This is a genomic window from Sphingobacterium sp. GW821-FHT03E03 (assembly GCF_059420745.1).
The window spans coordinates 262,284-285,192 of the sequence record NZ_JBWKUH010000003.1; the positions used below are offsets into that span (position 1 = coordinate 262,284).

Annotated in this window: 15 protein-coding genes; 4 read left to right on the plus strand and 11 right to left on the minus strand. The window is 40.1% G+C overall.

The features are described 5' to 3' along the window. The first annotated feature begins 10 nt into the window (after positions 1-10). The 4 genes from AC07UV_RS06190 (at position 11) to folP (ending at position 2,966) form a co-directional block, all read left to right on the plus strand. A complete protein-coding gene (locus AC07UV_RS06190) occupies positions 11-829 on the plus strand; it encodes a 2,3,4,5-tetrahydropyridine-2,6-dicarboxylate N-succinyltransferase (RefSeq protein ID WP_108636324.1) in 819 nt (272 codons plus the stop codon). A gap of 29 nt (positions 830-858) precedes the next feature. Then, positions 859-1,437, plus strand: a complete 579-nt coding sequence (locus tag AC07UV_RS06195; RefSeq protein WP_282250933.1) for an L-threonylcarbamoyladenylate synthase — start codon at positions 859-861, stop codon at positions 1,435-1,437. A 213-nt stretch (positions 1,438-1,650) separates the two neighbouring features. Beyond that, positions 1,651-2,130 carry a DUF4920 domain-containing protein gene (locus tag AC07UV_RS06200; protein ID WP_282250935.1) on the plus strand — a complete coding sequence of 160 codons (480 nt, stop codon included), beginning with the start codon at positions 1,651-1,653 and terminating at the stop codon, positions 2,128-2,130. Continuing rightward, on the plus strand, positions 2,127-2,966 hold the full coding sequence (folP, locus tag AC07UV_RS06205; RefSeq protein ID WP_495183048.1) for a dihydropteroate synthase: 840 nt from the start codon (positions 2,127-2,129) through the stop codon (positions 2,964-2,966). The genes AC07UV_RS06200 and folP overlap by 4 nt, the downstream gene beginning before the upstream one ends. Positions 2,967-3,014: 48 nt before the next feature. Here folP and AC07UV_RS06210 read toward each other — a convergent pair whose 3' ends face one another. The 11 genes from AC07UV_RS06210 to AC07UV_RS06260 form a co-directional block, all read right to left on the minus strand. Next, positions 3,015-4,037, minus strand: coding sequence for a cytochrome-c peroxidase (locus AC07UV_RS06210; protein WP_282250938.1), 1,023 nt, complete (start codon positions 4,035-4,037; stop codon positions 3,015-3,017). A 140-nt stretch (positions 4,038-4,177) separates the two neighbouring features. Next, positions 4,178-5,044: an MbnP family protein gene (locus AC07UV_RS06215; RefSeq protein ID WP_282250939.1), complete on the minus strand. Its 867-nt coding sequence runs from the start codon at positions 5,042-5,044 to the stop codon at positions 4,178-4,180. Between the two features lie 32 nt (positions 5,045-5,076). Then, complete coding sequence (locus AC07UV_RS06220) at positions 5,077-7,065, minus strand: TonB-dependent receptor plug domain-containing protein (RefSeq protein ID WP_282250940.1); 1,989 nt, start codon at positions 7,063-7,065, stop codon at positions 5,077-5,079. A gap of 5 nt (positions 7,066-7,070) precedes the next feature. Next, positions 7,071-8,015 (minus strand): hypothetical protein, encoded by a 945-nt coding sequence (locus tag AC07UV_RS06225; protein ID WP_282250941.1) that lies wholly within the window; start codon positions 8,013-8,015, stop codon positions 7,071-7,073. A gap of 437 nt (positions 8,016-8,452) precedes the next feature. Next, positions 8,453-8,833 carry a hypothetical protein gene (locus tag AC07UV_RS06230; protein ID WP_495183049.1) on the minus strand — a complete coding sequence of 127 codons (381 nt, stop codon included), beginning with the start codon at positions 8,831-8,833 and terminating at the stop codon, positions 8,453-8,455. Positions 8,834-8,943: 110 nt separating this feature from the next. Then, positions 8,944-10,278, minus strand: a complete 1,335-nt coding sequence (locus tag AC07UV_RS06235; RefSeq protein WP_495183050.1) for a DUF5125 domain-containing protein — start codon at positions 10,276-10,278, stop codon at positions 8,944-8,946. 11 nt (positions 10,279-10,289) lie between these two features. Beyond that, a complete protein-coding gene (locus tag AC07UV_RS06240; protein ID WP_495183051.1) occupies positions 10,290-11,762 on the minus strand; it encodes an endo-1,6-beta-glucanase in 1,473 nt (490 codons plus the stop codon). Positions 11,763-11,798: 36 nt separating this feature from the next. Continuing rightward, entirely contained in the window at positions 11,799-13,319 is a 1,521-nt protein-coding gene (locus AC07UV_RS06245; protein WP_282250944.1) for a RagB/SusD family nutrient uptake outer membrane protein, read from the minus strand. 10 nt (positions 13,320-13,329) lie between these two features. Further along, positions 13,330-16,302 carry a SusC/RagA family TonB-linked outer membrane protein gene (locus tag AC07UV_RS06250; protein WP_495183052.1) on the minus strand — a complete coding sequence of 991 codons (2,973 nt, stop codon included), beginning with the start codon at positions 16,300-16,302 and terminating at the stop codon, positions 13,330-13,332. 256 nt (positions 16,303-16,558) lie between these two features. After that, complete coding sequence (gene susR / locus AC07UV_RS06255; RefSeq protein WP_495183053.1) at positions 16,559-18,187, minus strand: SusR family glycan utilization regulator; 1,629 nt, start codon at positions 18,185-18,187, stop codon at positions 16,559-16,561. A gap of 170 nt (positions 18,188-18,357) precedes the next feature. Continuing rightward, entirely contained in the window at positions 18,358-22,908 is a 4,551-nt protein-coding gene (locus tag AC07UV_RS06260; protein WP_495183054.1) for an efflux RND transporter permease subunit, read from the minus strand. Between the last annotated feature and the right edge of the window lies 1 nt (position 22,909).

Below are 22,909 nucleotides of genomic sequence, written 5' to 3' on the forward strand. Positions count from 1 at the left end.
AACAAATAATATGGTAGAGCCACTTAAAAAATTGATTGAGGAAGCTTGGGAAGATAGACAATTATTGGAGTATAAAGAATATACAGAAGCAATTCGTACCGTGATCATGAAGTTAGACAGCGGTGAAATCCGTGTAGCGGAAATGATCGGCACGAGATGGCATGTAAATGACTGGATCAAGAAAGCTGTGATCTTGTATTTCCCGATCAACGATATGCGTGAGATGACAGCAGGTCCTTTTGTATTCCATGACAAAATGAAGCTAAAAACGGATTACAAACATACTGGTGTGCGTGTTGTTCCTGGCGCTTCTGCTCGTTTAGGTGCTTATTTAGCAAAAGGGGTAATTATGATGCCTTCTTATGTTAACATCGGTGCTTATGTAGACGAAGGCACCATGGTAGATACATGGGCAACAGTCGGTTCCTGTGCTCAAATTGGTAAACATGTACACTTAAGTGGTGGTGTTGGTATCGGTGGCGTACTTGAGCCAGTTCAAGCTGCTCCAGTTATCATCGAAGACAATGTATTTATTGGATCGAGAGCGATCGTTGTTGAAGGAATTCGCGTAGAAAAAGAAGCTGTGTTAGGCGCTAACGTCGTATTGACTGCATCAACCAAAATTATTGATGTTACTGGACCTGAACCTGTAGAATACAAAGGCTATGTTCCTGCTCGTTCGGTTGTCATCCCTGGATCGTATACTAAAAAATTCGCAGCTGGCGAGTATCAAGTTCCTTGTGCATTGATCATTGGTCAACGTAAAGAATCTACAGATAAGAAAACTTCATTAAATGATGCTTTACGGGAGCATAATGTAGCTGTCTAAATTCAAGGTTAGAACTAAAAAAATAAAAAATGAGTGCATTTGTGGATCGTGAGGATTTGAACAAAGCGTTGGAAACGCTAAAAGCAGGTGGGTTAATCCTATACCCAACAGATACAATCTGGGGGATAGGCTGTGATGCCACTAATCCTGATGCCGTAGAGAAAATCTTTCAATTGAAAGGAAGAGATAAGTCCAAAAGTCTGATCGTCCTTTTACATAACGACAACCAATTGGCAAGTTATGTCAACGAAATCCCCGATGTTGCTTATCAACTTATTGAATATACGGACAAGCCATTGACAATTGTCTATTCGAATGCCAAAAATCTTGCCCCTAATGCCATTGCAGAGGACGGTTCGATTGGCATTCGAATTGTCAAACATCCTTTTTGTGAACAGCTTCTACAACGTTTCCGTAAACCTATTATCTCTACTTCAGCAAATATCAGTGGTGAGCCAACAGCGAAAGATTTTGACGAAATAGCTGAAGAGATCAAAGCAGGTGTAGACTATATTGTCGAATATGATAGGCATGTGAAGACTGATGGTAGATCATCTACCATTATGAAGCTGGACCCAAGTGGTAAATTTGAATTCATTCGAAAGTAATATAAATACATCATGATGTATTCAAACTCAAAGTAGATTGAATAAACGGTGTTAGCTATCTTGCATTCAGCTTTAATATATACGCAATGAAAACCGAGCCTGTGAGCTCAGGGAATAGCCTCATCACAATTGAAACCGCCAAAGGCAGCATGAACCGAGTGAAACGAGCTCATTTATACCGATGAGACCAATACTTATAAATAATTTATACAGATGAAAAAGATCATTTTATTTTTTGCATTGGCAATTGCTGTAAGTACGCAATTACACGCTCAGAAAAAGGAGATTCCCTCAGCAAAACCGGGTGTAAAATATGGAAAGGAAATTCAGGCCAATAAAGCGATTTCTGTTGCTAAACTGGAAAAAGAACTAAGTAGCAAGAATACTTTCAACGGTAAAATTGAAGGCAAAGTCGTTGAAGTCTGCAAAAAGAAAGGCTGTTTCATGACCTTACAACGCGATGGAGAGGAACCTATCATGGTACGTTTTAAAGATTATGGATTCTTTATGCCCGCAGATATCATCGGTAAGACAGTTGTTGTCGAAGGTGTAGCCAAGCGGAAAGAAACTTCAGTCGCATCATTGCAACATGCCGCAAAAGATCTCGGTAAATCTCAAGCCGAAATAAATCAGATTACTCAGCCAAAAAACGATATTAATATTGTCGCTGAAGGGGTTGTTGTGGTAAGATGAAAAAATTTCAGACAGTAACTGCCCCATCCATCAATGTAGGTGGAAAGCTAATGACATTTGACAAGCCTGTTATTATGGGTATTCTCAACGTTACACCAGATTCCTTTTTTGATGGTGGAGATAATACCACGGTAGAGAAAGTTCTGGGAAAAGCAAGTAATCTCTTAACGGTAGGCGCTCAAATCCTCGATATTGGGGCCTATTCTTCACGTCCCGGCGCGCCATTAATCTCTTCTCAAGAAGAAATGGACAGGGCGCTTCCCCCTATCCTGGCAATCAGAAACGCCTTTCCAGAAGCGATCTTATCTATAGACACCTTTCGGGCAGATGTTGCTGCAGAAGCTATTGACGCTGGTGTACATATTGTCAATGACGTATCAGGAGGTACGCTTGATGAGGAGATGTTTGCAACAGTAGCCAAATATCAGGTGCCTTATATCCTCATGCATATGCGTGGGACTCCAGAAACCATGCAAGGACAAACCGAATATACCGACATCGTGACCGATGTTGCTACCTTTTTGGGACAAGGTATAGCTCAATTAAGAGATCTGGGTGTAAAGGATATAATCCTCGACCCTGGGTTTGGCTTTGCGAAAACAATCGATCAAAATTATGAACTGCTTTATCGGGTCGATGAATTACAATATTTTGGTCTCCCTATTTTAGGTGGTATATCACGTAAATCCATGATCTACAAAAAATTGGGTACTACTGCCCAGGAAGCCCTCAATGGTACAACGGCATTAAACACCTTACTTTTGGAAAGAGGTGTACAGATACTCCGTGTCCATGATGTCGCAGAAGCTAAACAGCTCGTTGATCTCTTCTATTAGAGAAATGTGCATACTATTTGTATAAACATCGTTCCGGGTATGTCGTATTTACTTGCCAATAAATGTTGGATCACTTAATGTTTCTATAAAAGCGATAATATCCTGCTTTTCTTGCTCCGTTAATGGAATTCGATTACCATTTTCTTTAAGAATAGGATCGAGATTTTCTGCTTCCAACACACCTTTATCAAAATAATCTAAAACAGATCTTAAGGTTGGAAATTGACCAAAACTTCCGTAAGGCGCTGTGTAAGCCGCATTTCTTAAAGAGGGAACACGAAAAGCCATCTGATCTGCATGTCGTCCAGTGACCCGACCTCGTCCTGCTTCTTCAGGATTGGGATTCAATGGAAAGCCTACATTTCTAAAGCTCTGATCAGTAAAAAGCTCCGTACCATGACAACTTGTACATTTACTCTTGAAAGTTATATACCCTCTCTCCTCTTCCGCTGTAAATCGCTCCCCTTCATTTCTTTTTACACGATCATATTTGCTATTGGCAGAGATCAATGTATACTCGTATTGTGCAATACTGCGATAAATTCGATCAGCCGTTATGCTTGCATCGCCAAATGCTTTTTGAAATAATTTTTTATAATCGGCATCAACACCAATTTTACCGATCACCTCCAAGATAGAGGAGTTCATTTCTTCATGTGTTATAATCGGAACGAGAGGTTGCTTTTCTAATTGCAGGATATTTCCATCCCAATTATAAAACTTCATAAATGCCATGTTTTGAACAGCGGGCGTATTACGAAGTCCCACCCGTTCATAAATTCCGACGGCCTGTTGCTTTCCATCTGAAAAAGCTAGACTGGGATTGTGACAACTCGCACAGGAAATAGTATTATTTCCGCTGAACCTCTTTTCATGAAATAATTTCTCGCCCAATTCAACACCATATTTTGTAGGTCTATTTTGCGCTAGGGAACTATTTAATGCTGGAAATTCTGCAGGTATCTCCAGTGAAATTTCAGGGTTGTCCTCCTTTATTGATTCGTCCATATCCCTTTTACTGCAGGAAAGTACAATCAATAACACAGTTAAGGCACAGATTACTGTTTTCATTCGAATAAACGATTTTGCAAATAAGAATAGGATTATTATGCCACTATTGTTTCCTACTAACTAACAAGGGGTCTGTTAGATTTTATATTAAGACAAGGCCATCATCACTAAGTTCCTGATGACCTTGCCATTAATTTCTTTTAGTTGTTTTCGACACGCTCGACAGAAAACATGCCGCTTTTATCCTCTTTACCATCTCCCCCAATATTATTTACAAAAACTTCCATGGCCGCCATGCTGCTATGAAGGCTTGGTGTTGTTGCATTTTTCGACGTTAGGATTACTTTTGTTTTTCCACTTAAGAGTTTATCAAAGTCAGCTTTGATCGTGATTTTAGGTGCATTGCTTCCCACAACAGCAGTCGTCGTTAGATCCAATGTAATATCACGATAAGCATCTACGCCCTGCGTATATGTTTCAGGTTTACCTCCCTCTCCATTCAGTGTGCTTCCGGTGTGGACCTGAAAAGCATTATTTTCAACACCATAAAATCCTTCGATCTTCGTAAATCGATATCCCGTAGCCCATTGCCACATCATATCGGTATCATTAGCTCCCGCTGCAGCATAAAATACCGGAAATCTGACCTGATCCAATGTATTGATTTCTTGCTTCACCCCTAATCCAAATTTGAGCTGACGATACTCCCCTACAGGTATATTGGTCAATACATAATCCAAACTCGCTTGTTTGCTTTGGTTAACCACAGTAGCTCCTTTATCCAGGTCATTTACATTGTAAGGGATTTCAGTTCCATCTGCTTTAACAAGTCGAATATTACTGACAACATACTTAAGTTCTGAGAGGTGATGTGCTTGATCCTTTTCTGATGTGTTAACGGTAGCATCAGTAATTGTCGCTCCTCCAAGGACAATGGTGCTATTTTTAAATGTATTATTAAAATGTAAGTTGATATTATTTGCTACAGGGTTGTTATCGTTTTTGCTACAGGAAATCATTATTAATGAAGCAGCAGATAAAATTAGATAGTTCGTTAATTTTTTCATTGTATGTGTTATTTGAATGTGATTAATTTTTTTTAAAAATTGACTTTTAGGGATGTAAAAATATTCCGTCCCATTCGTGGAATATTTCCCCAATCCGCATAGGTACTATAGTATTCATTCAACAGGTTCTCAGCCCCAACCTGAAAGACAGATTTGAACTTGCCGAGACTGAAACTGTAATCAGCAGATAAGTTCCATATTTTGTAGGAAGCCGTTTGATCTTCGCCATAGGCTGGACTATAATTGGTCTGTGCAAAATCCCCATTTAATGAAGTCCGCAAGCCTATTCGTTTATAGGCATAATGAAGTGCTGTCTGATAGCTTAACGGCCGTATAAAAGGGAGATTACTCTCTTCATCGTCCTTGCCTCTAGCGTAGGTAAGCACCGCTTTCCAATGCAGGTTATCCAGGACTTGATAATCTATGCTCATCGCCGTATTAAATAGCGTCGCATACTTTAAAGACGTGTAACCTTTCACACCAACGGATTGATAATTCATGGGGCTTCCTAAACTCAGAATCCGTCCGATGATATAATTGTCGATGTAGAAGTAGTTCACTTTTGCGGATACACTTAGCTTTTCCGTTTTGAATCCAACACTGGCGTTAACCTCATAAGAGATTTCATTTTTGAGATCAGGGTTTCCGATGTAATCGTAACGGTCAAAGCTATTGTAGATATAATAACCATAGGCTTCGGAAACGGAAGGTGCACGATGTCCAACCCCTGTTCCGACAGAAATATCAAACTGATTTAAGTTTAACTCGTAACTGGCATGTATCCCCGGAAGCCATCTATTCTTTTTTTGTGGTGCGCCCGGATGAAAAATCCAGTTAAATTCCACATATTTAGAATAATTGTAGTTCCAGCCCAACGAACCACCCAAGTTCACTTTACTCCGATCTGAAATTTCCCAGGAATTATTCATTGCAACACTCACAAAACGTGTTGTTACCCAAGGCCAACTATAGGCAAACATAGTCTGTTTGGATCGATCCTGTGGGTACATCCGCATTTCCGCTATCGAAAGATTATCATAAGCATTTAACTGTACTTCTGAAGAATATCGGTCCTTCTTTAAATTTATTTTTGAAACCAATCCATAGGTTGTACTCCATCCGGGCATATCCATATGTACCAAATTCTCCGGCCGTGTCGTATCATCCATATAGTGCTCCACGGCATTGAAATAAACTTTGGTATCCCACACTTTTACCAACCCTTCCTCAAACAATTGTTTATAGGATGCTGATGTAATAATCGCCCGTGATAACCATAGGTCCATCGGTAAAGCTGGGAAGCCAACATCTTTTGCTCGATCAAATATCGCATCTACCCTGACAGCAGAAAGCGCACTTGTCTTATAGGCTAAGCCCAATGATGCATTCAGTTTATTATATTGTGAGTGCAGCACTTCCTTGTTGTTTCCATCATAATAATTACCCGCTTTACGAAGGGCAATGCTACCATCAGCAACGAAATTGTCTGTTGAATAGAATAGATTCCCAAGGTTAAAAGCTTGTTTATTGTTAAATTCAAAACCTGTCTGATACGCACCACCTATTTTTTGTTGCAGACCAAAAGGAGTACTTCTCCTTTTGAGATCAATACTTCCTGCCACTGTCGCACCATGCATATTCCCTTCTTGCCCAGACTTAATATCAATGGAAGAAAGGTTATTGCTTTCCACGTAGGAAGTTATGGGGTCCATCTTATCTGTACAGGCACCAAAAACATGCATACCATCAATTGTGATTGTGGAACGTTCCGTACTCATGTTATTCAGTAAGGGTTCCCATGCATACGCACCACGTTTGATAAAGCTGATATTGTCTGATGAAGCCAAAAATTCATCGACGGAGACGGCCATTTTCATGTCACTTTCAATCTTTCGCTTGATCGTAGCTTCAACATTGACTTCCCCCAAACGTCTCGTTGTATCTCTTTTTACTGGGATGCTTTGCCCATGTACTTTCAATCCAAGAGAAAGAATAAAAAGAATAATACTTAATTTCCTCATAACTCTTAGAATAAAATATCGAGGTACAACTCACTTTTACGTCCTTCCACTCCCGGTGTAAAATCTTTCGGCACCTCGGTACCACGGATTACTTTTCCATCTGGATTCAACAAGATGAAATTTAACGTCCAGTTCCCGGTCATGGTATAATTAACGACACCATGATATAAACCATCCGTGTCCTGTATCAAATCTTTATTGTTAGGAGAGGAGTGATTGCCCATAGACGGTTCAGGCATACGTGGGTCTAACTTCAGCGCATAACGCTCAACTTGCGAATAGGAAAATTGCAGTTGATCAGCGAAGCCTTTCGGTGAAGAGTCAAGCTGCCTATTCAATTTATAGATGCCAGCGACCAATTTATTCTCAGCGACATTAGGTTTCTTTGGAGAAATTAATGCAATGACATACTGCTCATCATCTTTCCCTGTGAACATCGTCATATTCAGATTTTTATTGGTTTGTTGCCGGACCAATACTTCTTTTATCACGGAGAAATTTTGACCGCCAACTGTAAAATTGACATTGATTTCCCAACCGCCTTCCGAGCCACTTTCGCTGGTAAAAACGGTATAACCCGAGAAATACTTATCGTCCGATTTATAACTGAAATTATACTGGTTTGGACATGATCTTTTCTCTCCTGTAACAGTGGTCTGGATTGGCAAAAATGTAACACCAGACACTTCCACAGGAGTATTCGTTTGCGTGTTCTTGATTCGCACGCGGATATCATTATAACCGCGATACAATACACCATTCAACGCCTCGATGCTAATCGTATAACCGGCGTTTACAACATTTGTAACCTCTTTAAATTCAACACCTTCCTCGACCACACTCCCTCTTTCGGCTTCATAATTTGTTTTTCCCTTTGTACATGACCCGAGAAATACGCATGTTATAGCAACATAAAAAACTATTGTTTTTATCAATACACTTACCTTCATAAAAATACCATCTTAGCTTAGTTTACAGGAGACTAATCTTAGTGCAGGATAAAGTATAGTTAGAAGACAACAAAAATGACGACAGAAAGGTATGCCCAACAAAAAGGGGATAACAATACATATGCTGTCCATAGAATCTTCTAAATTAACTGGAACCTGACATCCAAAAAGCCGATAACCTGTTCAAATAAAGTTTTCATCCGTTTAAATTTTTTATTCAGTTGTGATGAAGCGATCAGATTTATTCATCGAGCGTATGCTTTAAGCGGCATTCATGAGCTCGCTTTGCTCGATTATTCGTTCCCTTATAAGATTGAATAAATCATGATGGTTTCATCGGAATAAACTATTCCTTAAACACGATGAAGCGAACATGAGGAATTATTTGTCGCTCTAAGTGAACAACAAAAAACTCATGATGAATTCTAAAAATGGATTTAAACTAACGGGGGGTGGAAAATGGTAAAAATAGGTCTGTAAGAATAATTTTCGTTGTATTCAGGAAACGAGCGCTCCGCTACATCTTCTTGAAATAAAGAAGAGACCTTAAAGTCAAAATTTTGGGAATTATTGATAAAAACGAGGTAGATAATACGTGATTCAAGGTTCTTTTGTTCCTTTTCTTCGTGTTCACGCATTTTCTTCATTAGGATACATTGTCCTCTACACGAAAGGGCGTTCTCATTGAAACGGTTGATACATTCATAGCGTGCAATGTAATCTCGATTCAGTTCAAAAATGGACCACAGCCATACTGTTGAGAAGCTCTGGAGGAGCATCAAAGGCAATAAAATCCATATGAACTGTCTAGCTTTCATCTTGTGAGTTCGGCAAATATATAAATGAATCCTTGATTAAACAAATTCAATAGGAACAATAAAGTCCCCAGATAAGGTTTTACCTGGGGACTGAAAAATCAAAAAACAGCTTATTTTGGTACAACTGTAAGCACAGCTTTTTTATTACCGGCTGTTAAATCTAATGTGAATGTATATGTTTTGCCAGTTTCTAACATTTTACCGGTTTTGACACCCAAATTTCCGGAATCACGTCCATTTTTACCATCACCAACAAAAACTAGATCACTTGAGGTTGTAACATCCGTACCACCAAATTCTCCGCCCCAGCCCTTCTGATGGAAAAACTTAAAGTTGATATTATCGGTATTGATAGACTCGCCTGCTCTCAATGTAATTTGGTACTTTTTATTACCCAATGGAGCTAAACAGAGTGCTTTATCTGTATTCCAACCTACCTGATTACTGGATACTTTTGGTTTCCCAACGCCTTCTCCAATTATCCATACGGCACCAGTACCATCTTCCTGCAATTTAGCAAGATCATTTCCGGCCATGGCCTCAACGACGAAGTATTTTAGCGCGAAGTCTGCAGTAACACGGTATTTCCCTGTTATTCCTTTAAACGATATGGCCCCATCAACTGATTGGCTGAAGAAATCCGGATCAATCCACCAATCTTTCAAATCTTCGATACCATCTATCGTGACCGAATTACCTTTGGTCATATTCAGCTCCGCTCTAAAATGTGTATCATCAAGACGACTAAAAACCGTACCATCGATCGCGTAGGCGATAATAAAAGGTGATGCCTGATAAGTTAACGTATTCAATGCGATACTATACACACCAGAGGTCGAATTTGAGAAAGGAATATCCAATGTGGATCCGAGCGTAATGGCATTATTGACCCATCCAAAATTCATGCTATTTCCCTGCTCACCAACCTTTGGCGCTTGAATATATCCTTTTACAGAAAACGGAAAATTCTCTTTGGCCGCATATTGATTCCGCCCGGTTCTCTCCATCCGATAGGACTTTGATTCAGTAACCAAAGTGAGATAAGGAAAGTCCGGACGGCTTAAGTCTATATCAAAAGACTGTTCGGTCTTCTTCTGACTAATATTCTGCAAGACAAACTTAATGGTTGCTTTGCCATCTGGAATGTCTTTCAAAAAAGGGACATAAATTTTTCCGCTATAGTCGCCATTCTCTTTTGTACGAATCGTCGTTTCGGTGACCTTATCGTCTGTAAAATATAATTGAGCTTTCAGCGTAGATAAAGCAACTTCGCTATCCGATACACGAACATTAAACACTAAACTATCACCAAAATGAGCAGCAGAAATAGCTGATTTCAATTCTATTTTGGGATCACCAATTTGATAGACATATTTTTCATCCTTTTTACAAGAACTTACCACAGCTATTGTTCCCAATAGTATATTGATGAGATATCTTTTCATAATCCCAATATTTAGTTTTTCCAACGATAAGAGACAACTGAATTTGCAGGAACCTCATAGCTAAAATGATTTTTACCATCTGCCAACGTGATTTTACGGTTGTCATTCGATTCATTTAATAACACCATAGCGTAGGTACCATCTGTATTTTGAAAGGCACTATAAACCAGCCCCTCTGCTGTATATCCTGTAGCACCAATTCGTGTCGCTCCAGACTTAACCACAGATGAAAGATGTCCTACAATATAATAATGCGAGTTGCGCGTGATGCTCTTATAATTTGATTTGCTAATATCGACAGCACCATAACAGGTTTGACAACCACCTTCGCGATTCGGTCCCTTATCAGTATCCAACATCAAATTCCAAACAATAACACCCTTGCTCCAGTTATTGACCGTTCCCAAAGCCACTTCACGCATATCTTCCATCAAACGCTTGTCGAGATTACGCCCGTCGTTCCATTCTCCTATAGATGTCTCTGTAAAGACCAGCTCCTTATCCGGGCGTTGATTATGAATATCAATTAGCTCCGCTTTATCACCACCATAGTTGTGATAAGCTGCGCCAGCAATAAAGGAAGCCGCTCCTGCATCATTATAGATTTTGATAGGATAATCTTCCTGATCAGCCATATTATCGTAATTATAGTTATGGTCAAACGCGTAGATCTTCGTAGCAATACTTGCAGTCTTGAGCTGTGGGCCTAGAGATTGTTTGATAAATGTTTGTTGCTCTTGCCATGACATGTACATTGAAGCAGAATTTTTTCGATTCAATGGCTCATTTTGAACGGTAATTGAATAAATATTAATACCCTCCTTCTTCATTGCTTGAAGCCATTGTACAAAATACCAACCATAATCCTGATAGTATTTTGGATTTAATTGACCGCTAGTCCAAGAATCGAAAGGTTTTAAATCTGTCAGATTATTGACCTTCATCCATTTTGGCGGAGTCCATGGCGATCCCATAATTTTGACGTTTGGATTGATGGCCAGTATTTCTTTCAACACAGGAATAACATATTGCGTTTCTTCTGACTGCAACCCAAAATTTTCCTTTCCTTCTTTGTCCCAACAAGTATACTCGCTCAATGAAAAATCAGAACATCCGATAGCAATACGAATATAGCTCATGCCCATACCATCTTTATCGGAGAAAGTCTCCGTAAGAAATTTCGTCCGATCCTCCTTACTCATTTTCATCAGATTATAACAGGTAGAACCGGTAATAGCTGCACCAAATCCGTCCATTGTCTGAAACTTCTGAGCAGGATTTACGGTAATTGTGTTGGGCGACATATTAAACTTTGTACTAAAATCGACATATTTTTTTGTCAGATCATAGGCACGGTTTGTATTAGTCATCACAATAGTGACATCGCCAGATTTTTTGATATCATCGCCCTGTGAGGGTGTGAAGCTATCACGGTTACAAGATGTTGCCGTGATCAAACAGGACAACAAGAATGTATATATCATAGTGTTATTATTACGTTTCATAAACAATTAAAATAATTAGTATCCTGGATTCTGAACTAAGTTAGGATTCTGGTCAATTTTAGGCTGTGGAATCGGCAGACGGTAGGAATTCTTTGTGAACGGATATACCTGCGCCTTTCTTCCTGAGTCTTTCGCATACACGGCATTCATGACAGTTTCCACCTTATCTAAACGAACTAGATCAAACCAACGCTGCCCCTCGAAGGCTAATTCCAGGCGACGTTCTTTCAGATATGCTTCCAATAATGCATCTTTATTCGACCGAATTCCTGCAGGTAATTTGGGTAATTTTACACGTGTACGGATCTTATCAATAATGTCAGCTGCACCGGAAAGATCAGTTCCCTGCAGAATCAACGCTTCGGCTTTCAATAATAGAATATCGGCGTAGCGGAGCTTGACAATGCTACTCATGCCCGAACGCAATTTAAACATAAAAGGATAATGGCTCGATGGGTAATAGTTGCTCCAGGTTGTTGTATAGTACACAATCGCTTGCTCCATCCGAATTTGGTCTGCCTCATTTGTATATGCTTGTATCAAATCACGCGATGGTGTGACCCATTTGGCCCATGTAAATGCATTGTCGTAATTGGACAGGTCTCGACCGAACATCCAGGTCGCCCAGTTTCCTGAGCCAGGCATAAATTGCGCTTCTAAAATTGATTCTTTTGTATTTCGTTGTGCTAAATCGGTCTTGGCCGCGTTCACTGCATATAAATCTCCATAATTAGGATTCAAATCAAATCCATCTCCAGTCAATGCATCTGCATACTGAATCACTTTATTATAATCTCTAAGCGGTTTCTCAGCATATAGCTTTGCCAACATAGCTCGGGCTACAGACTTTGTAAACAAAGTTTTATTCGCATTGCTGTTGACCGGGGCATCAACCAGGGCCTCCAAAAGATCCTTCTCAATCTGTTTATGCGCTTCCTCTTCAGTCGCTTGCTTGGGGAAGTACTCCGGATATACCGCTTCGATATTTTCCGCGGTAATATCTTTTCCTTGTGTTGTAATTACTGGAATGGATCCAAATATGCGCACCATATCAAACATCGCAAGCGCCCGAAAGATTTTACCCTGCGCCTTGTAGACTTTGATGTCAGCCTCACTAATGGATTTATCCGCAACACTATCGACATTGATTATTAAACGGTTGGCCCGCGCAATATCTTCCAGATAACGAGCCCAATCCCGATCAACAACGGAATTGGATCCCTCAATAGAATTATTCTCAAATGGTACAACTTCCGCACCTGTTGTTCCTGCGTACGCATTGTCAGCATGAGAATCGCCGATCAGCAATAGATCCAGGTACCAATGCTCTTGCCGATCTCGCATCTGTTGGTAAATTCCCGAAAGAAAATTATCAACCTCGCTTTTGTTTTTAAAGACGATCTGTGTTCCATTTTCAGTTTTACCTTGACTTACATCTGTATAGCTGTCCAGAGGATCACGATTTAGCGAGCAAGATGCCAGCAATAAGCCTGTTATGAGCAAAGGTAAAACGTATTTAATATTTATTTTTTTCATCACAATTCAATTAAAATTCTACATTTACACCAAGTACAAAGGATCTATTTTGTGGATATGTCCCCCAATCGAGGCCTTGTACTCTTCCCGAATTTCCCCACTGGTTTACCTCCGGATCCATGCCTGAATATTTAGTCAGCGTAAATAGGTTGCTTGCCGAAAAATAAGGCTGAATCTTTTGAATTCCAATCTTTTTCAAACGTTCAGGTGCGATAGAATAACCCAATGAAATATTTTTCACGCGCAAATAACTTCCATCTTCCACAAAATAAGATGAGTTTTTGATATCAAAACCTGCTTTGGGCACATGTGTAATCTGTCCGGGAACACGCCAGCGATCGAGTACAACTGTCGTTTGGTTACGACCATCATACATTCCCTCTGTTTCCATTCTGCTCGCATTGAAAATATCATTACCGTAAGTGCCCTGAAGAAATATACTTAAATCAAAATTTTTCCAAGAAAAACTATTTGTCAATCCGTACACAAATTTTGGATTGGGATCCCCGATATAAGTGAGATCGGAAGGAGATGTTTTGCCATCACCATTGAGATCTCTATACATCAATTCACCTGTCTCCGGATTTACACCATCAGAAATATATCCATAAAATCCACCTAAAGGCCTTCCAGGTTCATTCCTAACGACCGTTGCATTGACTAGATTATTTGTAACCGCATCATTGTAGATTTTTGTAAAAACGAGCTTATCCAGACGGTTCTTATTAAACGAAATATTGAAATCCGTATTCCATGTAAAATCGCCTGTGAGATTCTTGGAGTTGATCCCAATCTCAAATCCTTTATTGGTCATTTCGCCCTCATTCCGTTTAATTGTGCTCGCCGAGGAAGACCCTGTAGGCAAGCTCACTTCCATCAACATATCTGTTGTTTTTTTATGGTAGTAATCTAAGGTCAGGTTCAATCGATTATTTAATGTAGAAAAATCTATCCCCACGTTCGCTTGGGTCGTTGTTTCCCATTTTAAATCTGTCGCTCGTAAGGTAGTCGAATTCCCAATATTTGGCGGAGAATATTGATATTTGTCTTCAAACCAAGGTAAACGCTGAATCACATTGAATGAAAGATAAGAGTAGTCCCCCAATCCAGATTGATTCCCGGTCTGACCCCATCCCCCGCGTATTTTAAAGTCATTGATCCAATCCACGTCCTTCATAAAATCCTCCGCAGATAAACGCCATGCTGCCGATACCGAAGGGAAATATCCCCACCGACCAGAAGGACTTAATTTTGATGATCCATCCGCGCGCATATTTGCTGTTACAAGATATTTTCCATCGTAATTGTACATTGCACGGGCAAAATAGGATAGGATGGCCCAATTGGATGCCCCGGACCCAGTTCCATTCCATGAAATCTTGTTTGCCGCATTGAGCGTCTGTATGATACCATTAGCATAATTGGAACCATAAATATAACTATTGGAATATTTGGAATCTGTCCAGGATGACCCTGCCATTGCCTCCAAGCTATGTTTTCCAAAGCTTCTGCTGTAAGTCAGCACATTGTCCCAAGTCAATACCGTGTTTGTGTTGCGAGCATCAGATGCCTCTCCAAACTGATTTCTACCCTGTTGTGTAATCCAGGGATCTAAAAACGTTGTCAGTACACCCGATCGTCTGTCCATTGAAAAAGAGGACTTCCAGGTTAAATTGGGTAAAAAAGATATCAATACACTTCCTGTTGCCAATAATCTATTCTCCCGATTATTGTTATTCTTGGTTCGTTCGAGATTTTCTAAAGGGCTGTTTATATTTAGCCCATTGAAATTAGTATTGTACCGATCAGGAAACAGAGTATCCCATATTGGTGCATAAGTTGGCGTATTAATGATAGAGGTAACCACTCCGCCACGATTAGATCCGTTGCCCGAGATAATCCCGTTGGTATTGTAATCCGCATAAGATAAATTGGCATTAACCTTCATCCATCTTTTTACTTGATTATCTATATTCGCTTTGAAGTTATAACGTCTAAAGAATGAACCTTGCAGCGTGCCTTTCTCTGTCAGATAGCCCCCACCCAAATAATAACGTAATTTCTCGTTACCATCGGAGATTGATAACTGATAATTCTGTTGAACTCCAGTTTTATAGGTTTCCTTAAACCAGTCTGTTTGATCAGTAAGCCCTTCAGGCAGCTTAACATAACCTGTCTCATCCATCAACTCCTTGTATTGTGCGGTATTCAGGACTTTTACGGTATTATTAACCACATTTGCTGTAGCTTGTGCTCCTAAGGTAATTTTAGCTTCCCCAGCTTTTCCGGATTTTGTCGTTACAAGAATAACACCATTTGCTCCACGCGAACCATAAATAGCTGCAGAAGAAGCATCCTTTAAAATCTGAATGTCCGTGATATCACTTGGTGATAAAAATTTGATGTCCTCAACAGGTAATCCATCGACAACATAAAGTGGGTCATTTGAACCATTAAATGAGGTTGTACCCCGGACTTTAATTGACATCTCACCACCGGGTGCTCCATTGGGTTGGATCACAGATACACCTGCAGCCTTCCCTTGTATGGCCTGCCCCAAACTTACGACCGGTCTCTTTTCCAAATCTTTGGTCGATACCGAAGAAATTGCGGTGGTTACATCTTTCCGTTTTACGGCACCATAACCGATCACAATAACGTCTTCAAGTACATTGGTCGATGAGTTCAGCTGAACAGTCATTGTACTATTAGCCGGCAATTCTTTATTGTCGTAGCCAACAAAACTAAATTGAAGAATACTACCGTGAACAGCTGAAATTTGAAAACGCCCATCTCCGTTACTGGAGACCGCATTACTGGTACCTTTCTGTGTAATTGTTACGCCAGTGAGCGGTTTCTGATCTTGGGCATCAAGCACTCGTCCACTGACCTGAATACGGTCTTGTGCAAACACCGAATTCAACCAGGTACACAAGAAAATCAGCCCTATTGAAAAGGTTACTTTTCGAGTAAAGTAAATCATATGAAATAAAAAAATTGGTTATTGTTTTGTCTTTGGTTATTCCAAACTAGCGAGGAGTTTCCCCTGCTCCATCGCTCAAAACAAAACTAGCAGGACCGAAACAGGAAAAAAAGCGGCGGTACTTAAAAAGTACCTCTCAAAAAACACAAAACACTACAAGACAGCGCACTACAAAATAAAACACAAGATAAAAAGTACTAAAAAGAGATCGAATACAGGCTTGTATTATTAATTATTTGGTATTTATCAGTGGATATTAAGGTCGATCAATAGTTGCAATTTGACAAACAGATGCCTCAAAGGCATCGCGATGGCCAGCTGCTTTGTTACGTACCTTGGTTCTATAGTTATAAACTGTACGAAGGGAGTATCTAAGAAAACTAGCGATCTTAACCGAGTCATCTATTCCCAGACGAATCAGGGCAAAAATACGCAGTTCTGTATTGAGCAGTTCATTTTTCTTCGGATATATCTTCTCGTCCTCTTGAAGAAGGGCATTAAATTCATCAACAAACGTTGGATAAAGGTTCAAAAAGATCCGATCAAAATTGATATAGAGTTGTTGTATCTCCCTTTCTTCCATCTGTGTCGATCTCAATTGCTCCCGGATTGCTTCCCATTGGTTATTGGATGCCTTTTTCAGCAATGCTTTTCGTATATCCTCCATTTTGTCAATATAACTTGAACACATATCAAAAAATTGCGCAATATACTCCTCTTTAATGTGATTGGATTCTGAGAGTTTTAAATTCGTTTGATTGATTTCAGTATTCAATGACCGCAACTGCTGATTGGTTCCTGACAATTCCGACCTGATCCTTCGCAAATGCTGGACTTGACGATAGATTACAATCAATCCGATAATTACACCGATCAACAAAATACTAACCACAACAACCAAGGCGATCAATTGCTTATTCTGACTATTGATTTTCTGTTGGTATGCAGCATTAATGATTGGGTAGGAAGAGGTGCCTTCAATAATCCGATAACGCACTTTACACAGCATCGCATCATCAATTGTTTTTTCAATATAGCGAAAGGCACGGTCAAAATCCTGTTTATCATAATAAGCTAGCGCTAAATCATGAAATGAAGCATTGTCTCGATTTGCCATCTCAATATCTGCACTCGCTGAAATAGCCAGATAATAAAGTTGGCCGGCCGTATTTTTTTCGTATTTATAGATCAAGCTAATAAAATAGGACAATAAGGCGCGCTGCTCCAAGTCTTTCTGATTTTCCGTCCAAAGCTTGAAAAATTGCTTTTTCGCATCTTCCCGACTGCCATTAAATAAGGTTTTTATCGCAATGGTCGTCCGATATTCCAATGAAGATTTCGGCAAAACCTGTAATAGTGAATCTCGATAGCGTTCACTTGCCTGATAATATTCCTGACGGTCGTTACTTTGTCCATAATGACTATAAAATGAGCTATAGGTATCGTAATATTTGGCTAAAAGTTTGGTAGCAAGGCCTGCGGAACTAATTTGGTTCAACAATTTTGATGCTTCAATATAACGCCCAATCGTCGAATAAACCCAGGCTAAATCTAGTTGAATAACTGTATGAAGTGAATCATTGTTGGCCGGAGCTAATTTTTGGCAAAGCGTGATATAGGTAAGTGCAGCATCGGAATCGAACTTTTTATAGTTTTCAAAAATTTCATAATTCTTCTCAAAAAAACGAATTTGGTCAGCTTCAAGTGCTTTCGCCTCTTGTTTTAGTTTGGCTAATTTGTCTTCCCGATTTTTAACATACATCTTCTGATTTTCCATTAGATATTCTAAACGTTGAAAAATCTTGGTACTATCCGAATAGTCCTGAGCAGTTAGTAAAAAACTTAAATGAAATAGAAAAATGAAAACAAAAATGCGCTGCAACATAATAAAGCCCGGTTCAACATAGTCAAAGCTAAACTACATAAAAATAACAATAAAAAAGAGGACATCTCACGACGGCCTCTTTCTGTGACCCTCTTTTTGGGGTCTAAGAATTAACAAATTAATTCTTTATCGCATGAAAAATAGTTTCCCTAATTAGCTGAACATTGGGTTTATTTCCACCCACCTCCCAAAGCTTTGTAAAGTAAAATCTGGTTCAAGGTATTTTCTTTCTCCAGTTCAACTTTTCCAATCTGGGCTTCCAAGGATTCTTTTTGAGCTGTAACCACATCCAGCGATGTCACACGTCCCGCAATAAAAAGCTCTTGTGCAGCTTCAATAGATAGATCCAATGCCCTTACGTGCTCATCCACAAATGTTCTACGCTTACTGATTGCCTCTTGAGTCATAATGACATTAGAGACTTCGTTATAAGCATTCACAACAGATTTCTCATAGTCTAAAAAAGCAATTCCATAATCGGCTTTTGCAACTTCATACTGTGTCTTCAATTGTCTCTGATTTAATATAGGCAGCGTGATACCACCAAATAAATTATAAGCAATAGATTTGTCCAAATTAAACAACTTGTTGAAACTGAAGCTCTGTAAACCGACAAAAGGGCTAATGGCTACCGAAGGTAGAAAGGCCAACCGTGATGCTTCCTGATTGTTTGACGATGCCATCATCTTCAGGTAAGCTGTTTTAATATCTGGACGCTGATTGACCAGATCATCCGGAGTGCCAAAGGTCATTGCATGATATAGATTTGTATTTTCAATATATTCACTGCGCTTAATAGGCTGATAATATCTTCCCAGCAATCCGTTGATATGATGTTCCCACAGTGCAATCTCCTGACTTAATTTCTCCTGAGCAGATTTAGAATTTGCCAATAGTGCTTTAAACTGTTGCACAGACAGTTCCGTGGCATAACCGGCATCTTTTTTTACCTCAACGACTTCAAGTGCATTCGTATGCAGTTCAATATTACGGTTATACACCTTGATCTTTTGATCGAGAGCCATTAACTCATAATAGGCCGTTGCAATATTGGATACCAATTCTGTTTCTAACAGGCGTTTTCCTTCCTGTTCGGCCAAAAAACCAAAATAAGCAGCTTGCTTCTGGCTTTTTAATTTACCCCATAGATCAATTTCCCACGAAGAACGAAGTCCAATAAAATAATCTGGGATAAATGGTTCTGGCAGCTTTTCATCATTTTTCAAATTACTCGAAAAATTTGAATCATAGTTACCGATACCCGATTCCGTATAGTGCCCATATTTACGTATCCCGCCCTCAACAGCTGCTTCTACAGTAGGGCCTAATGCAGCCTTTCGCTGTTTAAAATAAGCCTGTGCTGATTCAAGCCGTAAGATCGATTGGCGAATATCAATATTATGCTGTAATGCGGAATCAATCAATGCAACTAAAAGTGGATCCTTAAAAATCTCGCGCCAAGACCGATTCCCCACATTTACGCTATCAACAGCAGTCCTTTCTGAAAATGCTGTCGGTACGGCAATTTTCTCAGGCTGTGCCGCCTTCTTGGGGACAGAACAGCTACCAAAAAGAATGAGTGCAGCAATCACTAACGATGTCTGTTTTATAACCTGTTTTTTATTCTCCTTTTTTGAGAATAAGATAACCAGCCCCGGGATAACAATAACACCTAATATCGTTCCGATAAGCATACCACCAACTGCAGCAGTACCAATACTCCGGTTCCCCAAAGCACCAGCCCCACTAGCCATCATTAATGGAATCAATCCAGCAATAAATGCAAAAGAAGTCATCAAAATAGGACGTAAACGCGCGACAGCCCCCTCAATTGAGGCAGTCACAATATCCATTCCCTGCTTATATTTCAAATTGGCATATTCCACAATTAGGATCGCATTTTTACCCAAAAGACCGATCAGCATGACCAGTGCGACCTGGGCATAAATATTGTTTTCCAAGCCAAATATTTTCAGGAAAATAAAGGCTCCAAAAATTCCGGCAGGTAAACAGAGGAGAACTGGTAATGGTAATAAAAAGCTTTCGTACTGAGCACACAACAACAGGTAAACAAAGAGTAAACAGAGCGCAAAAATATACAGGGCCTGATTTCCTGAAATCTTCTGTTCACGGGTCATCCCCGACCATTCGATACTGTAACCTTGCGGTAAAGATGATGCAATCTTTTCAACTTCCTCGATCGCCTGTCCTGAACTAAACCCAGGAGAAGACTGACCTGTCACCATCGCTGAGCTAAACATATTATAACGCGTAATCTGCTCTGGACCGTAAATACGCTCCATGGAAATAAAAGCATTATAAGGTACCATCTCTCCGGTTTCATTCTTTACATATAGACGGAGGACATCCTCAGGCCGCTGGCGATACTCAGGTCCTGCCTGTACCATCACCTTATACATTTGCCCGTAACGGATGAAATTTGTTGCATAGAGACTCCCCATCAAGGTTTGTAGGGTATTCATTGCATTTTCTACCGATATCCCTTTCTTTGCAGCCATATCATAGTCTACTTTCAGCATATACTGCGGAAAGTTAACATCAAAACTGGAACTGATATCCTGAATGACTTCACTTTTCTCCATATCCTCCATAAATTTCTGCAATACCTCCGCCGTCTTATTGAGATCTTCATTCCCGCTACGGTCCAACAACCGTAATTCAAAGCCTGAAGAGTTACCAAATCCCGGAACTGTCGGAGGAGGGAAGAAATCAATTTGCCCATCTACAAAATCCTTTGTTTTCTCCCGCAATTCCTTGATTACATCATCGACCGTTTGATCTCTTTCTTTCCAAGGTTTAAGGTTAATCATCCCCATTCCATACGATGCACCGGAGACCTCAGTAACGATACTATATCCCGATAGGGTTGAAACTGTTTCGACAATATCCAACTTACGTGCAACGGAATCAATCTTATCCAATACGCGCTCCGTACGATCTACTGTTGCCCCCGGAGGTGTAGTTACCGAGACATAGATCATACCTTGATCTTCTGTTGGAATAAAACCCGATGGCAATATCGCACTGCTTCCCCAAGTTGCAACAAAGAATCCACCCAACAATAGTAGTGTGAGTCCGCGTCTAGCACTTGTTTTCATCAATATTCCTTTATAACCGAAAGCGGTTCGGTCATAAATAGCATTGAATTGTTTGAAAAAACGGTCCAACCAATTATTGGATGGTTTGCGATCATGTGGTGATTTTAAGAAAAGCGCACATAACGCAGGTGTCAACGTTAGGGCATTTATACCTGAAATCACGATAGCCGCGGCCAAAGTCAGCGAAAATTGCCTATAAAATATACCTACTGGGCCTGAAAGAAAGGCAACAGGAACGAAAACTGCCGACATCACCAATGTGATCGCTACTACAGCGCCCCCAACTTCTTTCATTGCTTCTAAGGTCGCTTCCATGGGTTGTAGATGCTCTTCCTCCATCTTAGCGTAAACCGCTTCCACGACCACAATCCCGTTGTCGACCACAATTCCGATCGCCAATACCAATGCAAATAGTGTTAGTAGATTGATTGAGAAGCCTAACATCTGCATGAAAAACAAAGCTCCAATCAGACAGACCGGTACCGCCAGAATTGGGATAACTGTCGCTCTAAAATCCTGTAAAAATATAAACACGACAATAAACACCAGTAGAAATGCTTCCAGTAGGGTCTTTATAACAGATGAAATAGATGCATCCAAGAAACGTGACACATCATAGCCCATGGTATAGGTCATACCCGCTGGAAATGAAGTCTGCTTCAGTTCTGCCATACGATCTTTTACCCGTTGAATAACCTCCTGCGCGTTTGATCCTGGTAGCTGTTTTAACATGATGGACGCAGATGGGCGTCCATCCGTTTTGGAGACCATTTCATAATCCAGGGAGCCAAACTCAACGTCAGCTACATCCTTGATACGAATAATCGAACCATTGGAATTTGCACGAATAGGCACATTGGCATATTCATCAATCTCCGTAAATTTTCCTGGATAACGCAAGACATACTGTTGCATATTGCGCATTTTGTCTGAGCTAATCCCAGTTTGCCCAGGTGCAGCCTCAATATTCTGTTTGCGCAAAGCCGCTACCACATCTTCGGCAGAGATATTATATGCCGCCATACGATCGGGTTTTACCCATACACGCATCGCATAATCCCGCATACCCATAATCTGGGCTAGCCCGACACCTTCAATACGTTTCAGCTCCTTCAGGATATTGATATCGGCGAAATTATAGATGAAACGTTCATCTGCAGTTTCATCGTCAGTAAAGACATTCAGGTACATCAACATTGAGTTGACTTCTTTCTCTGTCGTTACCCCAGCTTTAATAACTTCCTCAGGCAATTCATCCAGTACAGTCGTTACCCTGTTCTGAACATTGACCGCAGCAATATCCGGGTCCGTTCCTACTTCAAAGAAAATCTGTATCACCGTACTTCCATTATTAGTTGATACGGAGTTCATATAGGTCATCCCTGCAACACCATTGATCGCTTTCTCCAATGGAATAGCGACGGCATTGGTACTTACTTCGGCATTCGCACCAGTATAATTGGCGTTCACAACCACCGATGGCGGCACAATATCTGGAAATTGCGTAATCGGCAACGTAAATAATGCCAGTAAGCCCAAGAGTGTAATAAAAACCGATATTACAAGCGATAATATGGGCCTTTTTATAAATGTTTCAAACATA

Bases quoted from the DNA above. Each gene is read 5' to 3' on its own strand.
- AC07UV_RS06190 (WP_108636324.1), top strand. From the start codon at position 11: ATGGTAGAGCCACTTAAAAAATTGATTGAGGAAGCTTGGGAAGATAGA.
- AC07UV_RS06195 (WP_282250933.1), top strand. From the start codon at position 859: ATGAGTGCATTTGTGGATCGTGAGGATTTGAACAAAGCGTTGGAAACG.
- AC07UV_RS06200 (WP_282250935.1), top strand. From the start codon at position 1,651: ATGAAAAAGATCATTTTATTTTTTGCATTGGCAATTGCTGTAAGTACG.
- folP (WP_495183048.1), top strand. From the start codon at position 2,127: ATGAAAAAATTTCAGACAGTAACTGCCCCATCCATCAATGTAGGTGGA.
- AC07UV_RS06210 (WP_282250938.1), bottom strand. From the start codon at position 4,037: ATGAAAACAGTAATCTGTGCCTTAACTGTGTTATTGATTGTACTTTCC.
- AC07UV_RS06215 (WP_282250939.1), bottom strand. From the start codon at position 5,044: ATGAAAAAATTAACGAACTATCTAATTTTATCTGCTGCTTCATTAATA.
- AC07UV_RS06220 (WP_282250940.1), bottom strand. From the start codon at position 7,065: ATGAGGAAATTAAGTATTATTCTTTTTATTCTTTCTCTTGGATTGAAA.
- AC07UV_RS06225 (WP_282250941.1), bottom strand. From the start codon at position 8,015: ATGAAGGTAAGTGTATTGATAAAAACAATAGTTTTTTATGTTGCTATA.
- AC07UV_RS06230 (WP_495183049.1), bottom strand. From the start codon at position 8,833: ATGAAAGCTAGACAGTTCATATGGATTTTATTGCCTTTGATGCTCCTC.
- AC07UV_RS06235 (WP_495183050.1), bottom strand. From the start codon at position 10,278: ATGAAAAGATATCTCATCAATATACTATTGGGAACAATAGCTGTGGTA.
- AC07UV_RS06240 (WP_495183051.1), bottom strand. From the start codon at position 11,762: ATGATATATACATTCTTGTTGTCCTGTTTGATCACGGCAACATCTTGT.
- AC07UV_RS06245 (WP_282250944.1), bottom strand. From the start codon at position 13,319: ATGAAAAAAATAAATATTAAATACGTTTTACCTTTGCTCATAACAGGC.
- AC07UV_RS06250 (WP_495183052.1), bottom strand. From the start codon at position 16,302: ATGATTTACTTTACTCGAAAAGTAACCTTTTCAATAGGGCTGATTTTC.
- susR (WP_495183053.1), bottom strand. From the start codon at position 18,187: ATGTTGCAGCGCATTTTTGTTTTCATTTTTCTATTTCATTTAAGTTTT.
- AC07UV_RS06260 (WP_495183054.1), bottom strand. From the start codon at position 22,908: ATGTTTGAAACATTTATAAAAAGGCCCATATTATCGCTTGTAATATCG.